Origin of the sequence: Nocardia sp. NPDC051990 (genome assembly GCF_040680755.1) — a bacterium.
Lineage (GTDB): Bacteria > Actinomycetota > Actinomycetes > Mycobacteriales > Mycobacteriaceae > Nocardia.
In genome coordinates, this window is record NZ_JBFAXH010000008.1 from 179,340 (window position 1) to 190,604 (window position 11,265).

9 protein-coding genes are annotated in these 11,265 nt (G+C 65.7%); 6 read left to right on the forward strand and 3 right to left on the reverse strand.

What is annotated here, in order from left to right; translation table 11 throughout:
- Positions 1-225 precede the first annotated feature (225 nt).
- Positions 226-834 (reverse strand): hypothetical protein, encoded by a 609-nt coding sequence (locus tag AB0L63_RS17735; RefSeq protein WP_364501504.1) that lies wholly within the window; start codon positions 832-834, stop codon positions 226-228.
- A 999-nt stretch (positions 835-1,833) separates the two neighbouring features.
- On the opposite strand from AB0L63_RS17735, the gene AB0L63_RS17740 reads away from it, so the two are divergent.
- Positions 1,834-4,020 (forward strand): hypothetical protein, encoded by a 2,187-nt coding sequence (locus AB0L63_RS17740; RefSeq protein ID WP_364501507.1) that lies wholly within the window; start codon positions 1,834-1,836, stop codon positions 4,018-4,020.
- Positions 4,021-4,105: 85 nt separating this feature from the next.
- Positions 4,106-5,905, forward strand: a complete 1,800-nt coding sequence (locus AB0L63_RS17745; protein ID WP_364501510.1) for a hypothetical protein — start codon at positions 4,106-4,108, stop codon at positions 5,903-5,905.
- Between the two features lie 70 nt (positions 5,906-5,975).
- Here the strand turns inward: AB0L63_RS17745 and AB0L63_RS17750 are convergent, their stop codons facing one another.
- Positions 5,976-7,964 (reverse strand): glycoside hydrolase family 15 protein, encoded by a 1,989-nt coding sequence (locus tag AB0L63_RS17750; RefSeq protein ID WP_364501513.1) that lies wholly within the window; start codon positions 7,962-7,964, stop codon positions 5,976-5,978.
- Between the two features lie 89 nt (positions 7,965-8,053).
- Between AB0L63_RS17750 and AB0L63_RS17755 the strand changes: the two genes are divergently transcribed.
- Both AB0L63_RS17755 and AB0L63_RS17760 read left to right on the forward strand, forming a co-directional pair.
- Complete coding sequence (locus tag AB0L63_RS17755) at positions 8,054-8,221, forward strand: hypothetical protein (protein WP_364501516.1); 168 nt, start codon at positions 8,054-8,056, stop codon at positions 8,219-8,221.
- A gap of 9 nt (positions 8,222-8,230) precedes the next feature.
- On the forward strand, positions 8,231-8,503 hold the full coding sequence (locus tag AB0L63_RS17760; protein WP_364501519.1) for a hypothetical protein: 273 nt from the start codon (positions 8,231-8,233) through the stop codon (positions 8,501-8,503).
- Positions 8,504-8,569: 66 nt separating this feature from the next.
- Here AB0L63_RS17760 and AB0L63_RS17765 read toward each other — a convergent pair whose 3' ends face one another.
- Complete coding sequence (locus tag AB0L63_RS17765) at positions 8,570-9,643, reverse strand: M48 family metallopeptidase (RefSeq protein WP_364501522.1); 1,074 nt, start codon at positions 9,641-9,643, stop codon at positions 8,570-8,572.
- Between the two features lie 106 nt (positions 9,644-9,749).
- Between AB0L63_RS17765 and AB0L63_RS17770 the strand changes: the two genes are divergently transcribed.
- On the forward strand, positions 9,750-9,839 hold the full coding sequence (locus AB0L63_RS17770; protein ID WP_324188356.1) for an Ms4533A family Cys-rich leader peptide: 90 nt from the start codon (positions 9,750-9,752) through the stop codon (positions 9,837-9,839).
- Between the two features lie 177 nt (positions 9,840-10,016).
- The gene (locus AB0L63_RS17775; protein WP_364501524.1) at positions 10,017-11,075 is read left to right on the forward strand and encodes a sulfate ABC transporter substrate-binding protein; all 1,059 of its coding nucleotides are present in this window, start codon (positions 10,017-10,019) and stop codon (positions 11,073-11,075) included.
- The last annotated feature ends 190 nt before the right edge of the window (positions 11,076-11,265 follow it).

Here is an 11,265-nt window from a genome sequence, read left to right on the forward strand (position 1 = left end):
GGGTGCGAATCCGCTGGTCGGGGGCGCCTGTCGTCCGGGTCGCCGTGGTACGTGACCGCAGCTGAGGGTGCTATCGGTAGTGATGCCGGGTCCAAAGAGGTGCCACCGATAGATCACCCCTACCAGGGGATGTGCCGAACTTCGTTGGATTACTGCCGAAACCCCGATTTCTCGCAGATGCTCCGCAACCCCCGACCAGTTGGCCGCTATTTCACCTGACCGTGATCACGGCTGGCCGGTGGCGAGCGCCTGTACGGCGCCGAGGAACTCCGGGCCGCCCACGACGTATCCGCCGACGGTTCCACCGATCAGCACACCAACGGGGATGCTGATCCCCCATATCAGGGGCATACACGCCCCGAGGATGCCGCCGACGATGGCACCGCCGACGACGCCGGGCAGGTTCTTGTTGATCTGCTCCTTGAGCCGGTCGTAGGAGCTGATATCCCTCAGTTGCGCAATATCTTCTGCCGTCGGGGTCGGTGTCAGCGTCAGGGTGCGGCCGTCCGCACCGATGTGCTGCGCAATCGCGATTGAACGCCCGTCGATGGCATACCATTGCGGCACTTCGGTCACCGCGGCTCCGTCGCCGGACTCGAGCACCACCGCACCGTTCTGCGCGATCTCGAACTTGCCATTCTCGACGGTGGCGGTAACGACCCTGTCGACTGGCGAAACGGTGATCTGGTAGTTGATTCCATGATCCACACCGGAAGTCGTGTCGCCCGCAGTGGGCTGCTCCGTTACGGCCAGCTCTGCATGGGCGGTTGCCGCAGTGATACCCACGGCCGAGATGGCCATGAAAACGGCAGCAGTGATTTTCTCGAACTTCATTCTTCGAATCCCTCCACTCAACTGCCCCTGATGGGCGGACCGAGTCAGACCTTAGGCGTCGAATTCAATGGTGTGTGGTACGCCACACGCAGTTCGAAGTCACTGCACTCCTGTTTCCCAGGTGACCGGCTGGAGAGCAGTACTCCACGGAGGCAGTGCGACAGCCCTGCCCCTGCGTAATCCCGCGGGTCGGGCTCGTCGTCGGCTTCGTCGCCGTGTCTGGGCTAGGCGTCGCGGCTGGTGTCGGGTTCGCGGGGACGAAGACAGCCGTGTCAGTGGTATTCCCGCTGCCGCGGTCCGTAATAGCGGAGGACCACGACTATGCTGGGGCGCCGAACAACCGTCGAAATTGTTCAGACCCATTGCACGTCTGTCTATTTCAGGCAAGGCGGCAAGCGCAGGAGGGGAGATCGTGCGGGTCATGCAGACGTTGGGCAAGTGGGATACCGATGGTGCGCCAGTACAGCACTGGTGCTGGGCATCGTGGCGCCGGTACTGATCGTGACCGCGTGCGCGGCTGACAAGCAGAATTCCGACACGACACGCGCTGGCACTGCGACGGCCACCTCGATCAGCGTCTCGAGGACGACGCCGCCGACCACCACCGCCGCACCGGGCAATCGCGGTGAGACCCAAGGCAATCAAGGCAGTGGGGGTGGAACAGCCGCAGGGCAGACGGCCGCCGGTCAGCCCGTCACCGACCCTTTCTGGACGAGGCGCTGGTCTCGTCGGCACGGTTTCGAGCGAGCCGCCGCGTCGCGCGGGTTCGGAACGCTCGAGCGGGTCGAATGGCAACGCTTGCCACCGGTTTGAGGTGCCCACAAGAACAAGGGCTTCCGTTCTGTGTTCTCCGATGGCAAGGTTGTGTTGCTTGTCGCAGTCGTATTCCTTGCGGACCTGCCGAATGTGACAGTTGGGTTCTCCGGAATATGGTTGGGTAATCTTGACTCGGTCTGCCCGGCGTGGTGAGGATGCTGGAAACCTGAGAGTGGAGCTTGCATGACGAGTGACCTGCCCTTCGATGGCAATGCCACCGGAGCTGACGACCGTGCGGGCGATACGGCCTATCGCGTCGCCACCGGCGTCGCGCGGGTAGCGAGGGCGGGCGCCTACGTCACCGGCGGCGCGCTGGTCGCCAGTGGCGGTACGGCCCCAGCCCATCCTGGTGGGCAACGGCTCGACAGCTGGACTTCGGCCTACACTCGCGACCCCGATCCCGGCGCACCGAGCCCGGTGGTCACCTTCCCGGATCCGGATCCGAATTCGGTACCGCCCGCCCCACTGCATTCGTCGACGCCGACCCCGCGCGATGTCAGCGTCAACGCACCATTCAACACCCAGAATGTGCCCAATTCCGGCGTGTACGTCGGGCCGGCACCGCAGCAGCATGCACCACAGGCGTGGCAGAACACCGGGTACGGCAACAGTTATCAGCCCGGAATCGCCCTCGGTGCCGAGGGTGAACGCTCCGGACTCGATCTGCATAGCGGGGCACCGCAGTCCGGCCTCGATCTCGGCACCGCGCACGTGCCAGGCGGCTTCGGTAACCTGCCCGGATTCGACTTCGGTCACGGCGGCCACGGTTTCGACCTCCCCAACCCGAGCGCCTTCCTCGCTCCGGGTTCGAATCCGTTTGCCCTGCCTCGCGTTCCGGCGTCGGGGAAGGCCGACAACTCGGCGATCAGCGAGTCGGTGAGCAACGACGGCGAAAGCACCGACGACGGCGATGCGGTCGCGAGCCCCGTTCCGTTTTACGGCGGCAATATGTTTCACAGCGGCGCGACCGGGGGCAGCGGTGAGCTGTTCCACGGCGCCGATATGTTCCACGGTGTCGGCAATCCGGATGCCTTCGGCGTATTCATCAATGCGGGAGCCGGTTTCAGTGTGCATACCGAGCTCGGCGTGGACTTCAGTATCGGTCCTAACGGGATATACCTGGCCACGCAGTCCAAGGTCGAGGTCGAGGGTGCGCTGAAGGTCGAGGCCGGCGTGGATCGGGTCGGTGACAATATCGACAGGTTCTCCGATTGGCTCGGCCGAACTCCCAGCGGCACCGGACGTTCCGGCCTCGACAATTCCGGTGCGCACGGCACGGCCAACCCGGTCGGCACCCAGCCCGTTGGCGGATCCGTCCCCCAGTACTCGGCCGTGCAGCCCGTTGCAGTGCAGCCGTTCGCGGCGCCGCTGCCCGCTCCGATCGCACCGGCCGTCGCGCCCGCACCGGTGGCCTCAGCGGCCGTCGCGCCCGCGGCGGTCGCCGCGCCGGTTGCGGCTACCCCGCTGCAGACCACGATTCAGCCGGATGTGGCGAGCACACCGGTCGCCAATGTCCTTGTCGCGCCATCGGGTCCGTCACCACTGACCGCGCCCGCCGCGGCGGTGCCCGCCCTGTTCGAGCCGCGGCCGGTGCCGGCGAAGCATCCGATCGCGGTCGAAGATTCGCATCCGACCACCACACCGTTGACCAACATCCCGACCACCATCACCAAGACGGTGCCGGTTCCGGTCATCCCTGGCGACAACACCGCCGGGCATCCGACCACGCTGCCCGATACGGGCAGCGTCATACCCGGCACCAGCACACTGCCGGGCACGGATATCACCGGGACGACGAAGATCCCCACCGCGACCCACGCGCCGACCACGCAGGCTCCCAGCACGAACGCGCCGTCCCACACCGCGATGCCGACGACACCGGACGACGACGATGTGACGATCCCGAGCACCGGCAACGGTGGCGGACCCAGTACCGGTCACAGCGGCGGAATCACCCCGAGCACGGTCAACGGCGGCACGGGCGGCACGCACACCACCTACCCAACAGCCGACGCCCCGACCGTGGACGTGCCGACCGTATCGCTGCCGACAGTCACTCATTCCGTGCCGACGGTCGCGCCGACTGTGGATATCAGTATCCCGACCGCGAATTCCCCCGCACCGATCCCGACTCAGCAGCCGCATGTGCCAGCGCCGACCATGCCCGCACCGATCACCCCGATGAAACCGCCGCTCCACCCGATCGCCGCGGAAATCGGCGATCCGGCCGATTTCGGGCACCCGGTATACGAGCCCGATCACACGACATCGACCCTCATGGCCGCCGGGCTGTCCACCCCGCTGCTGCCCGATCCGGGTCTGGACGACGGCCATCACCTGGTGGCGGGCCTGGATATCACCCTGATCTAGGAGCCGCACGGGGGTCGCGCGCACCCGGCGCGCTGGCGCGTGTCATCGTCGAATGCGATATCCGTACGACAGTGAGGAGGAGCGGTTGTCTGCCGCAGTGGGGCTGGAGGCCGCCACGGTGAAACATCCGGAGGCGATGGCGCCAGTCATCGGAATCCTCGATCGACTGCAGGAGATGACCCGCTCCGCGGGCCGACAAGACCTGGGCGGCCGGCTGAGCATGGTCCGGGCCAGGGTCGGTGATACCCGGCTGCGCCTAGTGGTCGTCGGCGCTGCGAAGAACGGCATGAGCACCCTGGTCAACGGTCTGATCGGGGCGCGGGTCAGTGCTACCGAGAGTGCGCTGAGTGTGCCGGTGATCGCCGAGTACGGACCGGAGCCGACCGCCGAGCTGGTGAAATCGCTGGGCGCGGGCCGGATCGAGCGCCAGCCCGTCGATCCGCTCGACCCCGAGCCCGCGCTGGCCGCCGACGGGGTGATCCGCGCCGAATTCACCGAGCCGAGCCCGCTGCTGGCCGAGGGACTCGTGCTGATGGACGCACCCGGAGGCGACGGCGAGGATCACACCACCTGGTCGATGATCGCCGCCGCGGATGCCGTGCTCTACGTCGGTGACGCAGGCACCGAGTTCAGCGCGGAGCAGATCGCCTATCTCGCGCGCATCCAGCAGATCTGTCCGACGGTCATCTGCGCGCTGAACAAGATCGACCTGCATCCGCATTGGCAGCACACCCAGCAGCGCAATCGTGAGCTATTGGATGCCGCGGGCCTCGGCTTCGCGGTGGCGCCGGTCTCCGCGCTGCTGCACCTGCAGGCGGGCAATTACCAGCGCGATATCGAATCCGGTGTGCCCCAACTGGTCGACCATCTACGCGACTACCTGCTGGCTAGGGCCGACAGCCTGGTGCTGGAAGCCGCGGCCAATGACATCCGGCTGGTCGCCGACCACCTCGCCGTGACCCTGCGGACCGAGGCCGAGGCGCTACGCGATCCGCGCCGCCGGGTGGAGATCACCGAACAACTGGTCGCCGCTCGCGATCAGGCCGATCAGCTGCGGCAGCGCTCGGCCAACTGGCAGGTCACCCTCGGTGACGGCAGCACCGAGCTGATGGCCGATATCGAACACGACCTGCGGCACCGGCTGCGCAGTCTGGTGCGCGATGCCGAGGCCGATATAGCCAAGACCGATCCGGCTCGCCACTGGCAGGATTTCGGCGCGGATCTGGACGCGCGTGTCTGCGAGGCTGTTGAAGAGAATTTCATGGTCGCCCATTACCGGGCGGTGGAATTGTCCGAACAGGTGGCCGCCAAATTCCCCGCTGATCACCGCACCCCGCCGCTACCGGACCTACGCCTGGAAAATCCGGGTGAAGTGCTCGACCAGGTCGCGCCGCTGGATCCGCTGAGCAGCGCGAAAGCCGGTGTGCTCGGTCAATTCCTGACCGTTATGCGCGGGTCCTACGGCGGTCTGCTGATGGTCGGTGTGCTCACCAGTCTGCTGAAAATGCCACTGGTGAACTGGTATTCGGCCGCCGCCGCGTTGCTGCTCGGCGCCAATGCGCTGTGGGACGATCGCAAGGCGCGTAAGCAGCGCCGTCAGGCCGAGGCCAAGGTTTCGGTGGCCAGATTGATGGACGATGTGATCTTCCAGGTCGGTAAGGAATCGCGAAATCGGTTGCGCGCCATGCAGCGCGCGTTGCGCGATCACTTCACCGATGTCGCCACCGATGTACTCCGCGCCGCCGACGAACGGTTGCGCGTCGCGGAGGTGGCCTATGGGAGATACGGCGATCACCGTGAGGAACGCATTGCCGATCTGGACGTGCAACTAGGCAGGTTGCGCGGGTTGCGCGCCGAGGCCGATGGGATCAGCGCTGTCGCGTAGGCCGGACCCGGCGCTGCCGCGTAGGCAGGCCCCAGTGCCGGCGCGTAGACGGGACGGCTGTGCTCGTCTGTCAGGCCGGAACGCTTGTCGGCGTATGCGCCGGCAGGAACCTGCCGGAGTTGTGTGACTGCTCGGCCCTGATCACATGCGTCACCGCATTGATCAGCGCCAGATGGGTGAATGCCTGCGGGAAGTTGCCGAGATGACGTCCACTGCGCGAATCGATCTCCTCGGCGTAGAGCCGCAGCGGACTCGCATAGCCGAGCAGCCGCTCGCACAGATGCCGGGCCCGCTGCAGTTCGCCGATCTCCACCAGCGCGGAGACCAACCAGAACGAGCAGATGGTGAAGGTGCCCTCCGTGCCGGTCAAACCGTCATCGGTGGTTTCGGTCCGGTAGCGCAGCACCAGACCGTTCTCGGTGAGCCGGTCGGCGATCGAGAGCACGGTCGCGCGCACCCGATGGTCGGTGGGCGGCAGGAAGCGGTTCAGCACCACCAGCAGCAGTGACGCGTCCAGGGTGTCGCCGCCGTAGGTCTGGGTGAAGACGCCGTCGGCATTCACGCCGTTGGTGAGGATATCGGCCTTGATCTGGTCGGCGACGGTGTACCACTCGGTGGCCCGCTCGTATTCACCGTGCAGTTCGGCCAGTTTCGCGCCGCGGTCCAGCGCCAGCCAGCACATCACCTTCGACGAGGTGAAATGCTGTGGCTCACCGCGGACCTCCCAGATGCCGCGGTCGGGCTCCTGCCAGTGCGCAATGGCCGCCTCGACCTGGCGCTCCAGTAGCGGCCACAGCGACTCCGGCACCTGTTGGCGGGATTTCACGTGCAGGTACACCGCGTCGAGCATGGTGCCCCAGATATCGTGCTGGTCCTGGTTGTACGCGCCGTTGCCGATGCGTACGGGTTTGGCGCCGTCGTAGCCGGTCAGGTTGTCGAGCGTGCTCTCGGTGAGGTCGCGTTCGCCGCCGATACCGTAGAGCACCTGCAGCGGAACGGTTTCGCCGTTGTCGCCGGTGGTGGCGTCGTTGAGGAAGGCGAAGAAGTCGTTGGCCTCGCGGTCGAGGCCAAGGGTGTACAGGCCCCACAGCGCGAAACTGGAATCACGCACCCAGGTATAGCGGTAGTCCCAGTTGCGTTGGCCGCCAGGGGTTTCCGGCAGCGAGGTGGTCGCGGCGGCCATCAGCGCACCGGTCGGCGCGTAGGTGAGTCCCTTCAGCGTGAGCGCACTGCGCTGCAAGTAGTTGCGCCACGGATGATCCGGGAAATCGCCGAGAGTGATCCACTCCCGCCAGCATTCGGTGGTCTGCCACATCTTCTGCGCCGCCTCCTCGAAGGTGCGCGGCGCGGGCAGCTCCGACCAGGTCAGCGCGACGAATACCTCGTCGCCCTCTTTCATCCTGGTCCTGGCGCGGGCCTCGCGGCCCTCGAGTCCCAATCGCAGGTCGGTGGTCAGCACCAGCGTCGGGCCCACCGTCGGATCGGTGGTGCGCACCGCGGTGGCCTCCTCGTACACCTTGCCGGTGTACTCCCAGCGGGCCGGGGCGCGATGGTAATCGAAGGCGGGTTCGCAGCTCATCTCCAGCTCGACCGTGCCGTTCACGCACTTCACCGTGCGCAACAGCACGTGCTCGGCATCCCAATCCATCGGCGTGCGGCGATGGGTCTTGCTGCGCTGATCGTTATTGTGCCAGGGACCGAGTACCAGCGCGTCGCGCACGATCAGCCAGCCGGTCTCGGACTGCCAGGTGGTCTCCAGGATCATGCCGCCGGGCAGATACCGCCGCGCCGCGGGCACATTGACCCCATACGGGCCGATCCGGAAATGCCCGGCGCTGCGATCGAGCATCGCGCCGAAGATGCTCGGCGAATCGGGGCGCGGCACGCACATCCACTCGACACCGCCATTGCTGGCGATCAGACAGCTGGTCTCACAGTCGGACAGGAACGCGTAATCGTCGATCGGCGGATAGGTGGCGTGCTGGCGCACCTCACCCAGCTGGCTGAGGGCGGGCACGTCGGCAGGCTCGTCAACGGTCAGTTCATCGGAAGGCGCCATACCTCATCTTCGGTCCGTCCGCGTTCGCCGTCCACCGCCCGCGCCGAAACCCCCGATCACCGCGCCCTGACCATAGCGAAACGTGCCACGTGAACTCAGCCGAGACGGATCTCTGTCTGACGAGCGAGGAGTTCGACGAAGTCGCGAGTCTCGACGACCTGGACGCGAGACAGCAGGGGGCCGCGAACCCGCCACGCCCGCGCGGCCAAAAACACAGCACCCGCCGCGCCGCAGGCGCGGCCATCGAACACAGCTAGGCTGGTGCCGTGCAGCAGATTGCAGGGTGGTGGGACGGCTTCGAGCTGTGGGCCGCGGGATTGCCGTTTATCCCGCAGTTCATCGTGGTGTTGGTCGGCATGGTTCCGGTCAGCTTCGCCATCGCCTACCTGCTGGACCGGCTGCTGCGGATCTCGCTGCAACTGCTCGGCCGTAATCGCATGCCCGCGACGACACTCACCGTCGAAGATGTCGTGGCCCCCGAGCCGACTCTGCCCGAGCCGGTCGCGGTGCGCGAGACCGCGCAGAGCGGGGCGCGTTGATGCCGCGCTCCCGCGTTCAGCTCGCCTTGATCGCCCTGCTCGTGCTCGTGGTCATCGCCTGGCTCATTACTCGTTAGCTTCGTCGCGGTCCGCGCCGGTGCGCCAGTCGTTGAACCGCTTGCCGATTTTGGAGACGGTTTCGCCGACCTCATGGCCGACCGTGCTCACCGCGGATCCGACATCGTGCCCGAGGTTGCGTACGGTGCGGATCAGCGGATCGTCCGACTGGTCGAAGTTCTGCCGATAGGTGCGTGCGGCCTCTTTGATCTCATCGCTGATCTTGGCGTTCTTATCGTGTGCGCGGCGCGGATAGTCCCCGCCGAGGATGCGGTTGTAGTCGCCGCACTGGATCCAGCGGCGCAACTCCGCGGCCCGCAGCACCGAGAACGGATGGCTCTGCAGTTCCAGATTGAGCAGCTTCAGCACACCGTCGCGTAGATCGCCGGAGCGCTCGTAGTCATCGGCCTGCTGCAGGAACGCGCCGTGGTTCATCTCCTTGATCCAGGTGCCGCCCGCGGTCTTCATATGCACCCGCACCGACGCCTCGACATCCTGACCGCACAGCAGTCCGGCCCGATCGCCGGACAACTCGGATTTGCGGCTCCACTCCATCAGCGCGGCAACGATCGCGCGCAGTGCCCAGCCACCCACCGGCACCCAGCCCAGATTGGCCGAAATGCGCAGCAGATGCATGAGCATGGTGCGGTACACCGCATGCCCGGACAGCGCGTGCCCGAGTTCGTGACCGACGATGAAGCGCAGCTCCTCGGTGTCCATCAGATCGATCAGCCCGGTCGTGAGCACGATGAACGGCTGGTCCATGCCGATGGTGAAGGCGTTCACATGTGGGCTCTGCAGCACGAACATCTCCGGTGTAGTGCGGGCGTCCAGGATCTCCACGCAGTCCTGACGTAACTGGTGTAGTGACCGGAACTGACGCTCGTCCACGCGAACGGCGGTCGCGAGATAGAGAAGGCGGTGCTGGCGTTCCTGCAGTAGTCCCGACAGGGTGCGCAAGATGGTGTCGAAACCGGCGAGCGAGCGCAATGTCACCAGCGCGGTGCGATCGGCAGGATGCTCCCACGCACGGGTGCTGATTTCGGGAAACCGGGTGCGAACGCGATCCGGGCTGGTAGTCATGGGATGAAACCCCACTCTTCCTGGAATTTTGTCGGTTTTTGTGGCTTGTGAGCGGATAGCTGACGTTGATTCGAGCTGATGTCATTTTCTCTGCTACAGTCTGCCCGTGTCTTCGAATGCCGTCCCGCAGGTCCGCCATGAATTGGCGTTGATCGCTGTCGGCAATCTCGCGGTCGCGGACATCCTCTGTCGCTGATCGGCGCCGGGCGCTGCTGCGCACCCATCTTTCTCTAGTTCTCTAGACTGGCGCGCAAACTTTTTCGCAGCAGTGTCCGAATCCCCGACCTTCGGTTGACTAGTCGCGCCGCATTTCTACCGGCGCGACAACTCGTCCACGTCGTCGCGGCGGAGCACATAGGGAAAGGTTCCACCCATGTCACCCAGGTCCTTGCTCCTCGGATCGTCCCGATCGCACCGTCGTCTGGTGGTCGCCGCCCTGACGGCCGTCGCCGCCGTCATGCTCACCGCGTGCGGTGGTGGAGCGAGCGACACCGTGGGTGGAGGTGGGGCCGACGGCAGCGGCGGCACCCTCAACCTGTACGCCTACGCCGTCCCGAAGCCCGGTTTCGACAAGGTCGTGCCCGAGTTCAACAAGACCGATAAGGGCAAGGGCGTCACGATCAACGGCTCCTACGGTGCGTCGGGCGATCAGTCCCGCAAGGTCAAGGACGGCGCCGAGGCCGATGTCGTCAACTTCTCGGTCGAGCCCGATATCACTCGCCTGGTCGACGCCGGTCTGGTCGACCCGAGCTGGAATGCCGACGCCACCAAGGGAATTCCGTTCGGCTCGGTCGTCGCGATCGTGGTGCGCAAGGGCAATCCGAAGGGCATCAAGGACTGGGACGATCTGCTCGCGCCGGGCATCCAGGTTGTCACCCCGAACCCGTTCAGCTCGGGCTCGGCCAAGTGGAATCTGCTCGCGCCATACGCGGCCAAGAGCGACGGCGGCAAGAACCCGCAGGCGGGTCTGGGCTATCTGAGCCAGCTCATCTCCTCCGAGCATGTACAGGTGCAACCGAAGTCGGGCCGCGAAGCCACCGAGACCTTCCTGCAGGGCACCGGTGACGTGCTGCTGAGCTACGAGAACGAGGCGATCTTCTCCGAGCGCAACGGTGACCCGATCGAGCACATCGTGCCGCCGACCACCTTCAAGATCGAGAACCCGGTCGCGGTGCTGAAGAGCAGCAAGCATCTCGACACGGCGATCGCCTTCCGCGACTTCCTGTTCACCACCGAAGGCCAAAGGGCATGGGCCTCGGCCGGATTCCGCCCGGTGGATCCAAAGGTGGCCGCCGACTACGCCAAGGACTTCCCGACTCCGCAGAAGCTGTGGACCATCGCCGATCTCGGTGGCTGGAAGACCGTCGACAAGGATCTGTTCACCCCGAACACCGGTTCCGTCGCGGTCATCTACGACAAGGCCACCAGGTGATTCGGTGATCCGAAACCCCGCAGTGTGTGCGTTGGGCTTGGCGGAGGCAGCTTGCGTAACCGCGGAGAGCACGGCGCACGCCGCAAATCGAAACAGGATACTCGACGATTGTGACTGACAGCAGTAGCGCCGGGATCGGGCATGCGCTCGCTCCCGGCGGCTCCGAAGACACCACCCCCAAGGCTGCCGG

Excerpts from the sequence above, each read along its gene's own strand:
- AB0L63_RS17735 (WP_364501504.1), bottom strand. The coding sequence starts at position 834 with ATGAAGTTCGAGAAAATCACTGCTGCCGTTTTCATGGCCATCTCGGCC.
- AB0L63_RS17740 (WP_364501507.1), top strand. The coding sequence starts at position 1,834 with ATGACGAGTGACCTGCCCTTCGATGGCAATGCCACCGGAGCTGACGAC.
- AB0L63_RS17750 (WP_364501513.1), bottom strand. The coding sequence starts at position 7,964 with ATGGCGCCTTCCGATGAACTGACCGTTGACGAGCCTGCCGACGTGCCC.
- AB0L63_RS17765 (WP_364501522.1), bottom strand. The coding sequence starts at position 9,643 with ATGACTACCAGCCCGGATCGCGTTCGCACCCGGTTTCCCGAAATCAGC.
- AB0L63_RS17775 (WP_364501524.1), top strand. The coding sequence starts at position 10,017 with ATGTCACCCAGGTCCTTGCTCCTCGGATCGTCCCGATCGCACCGTCGT.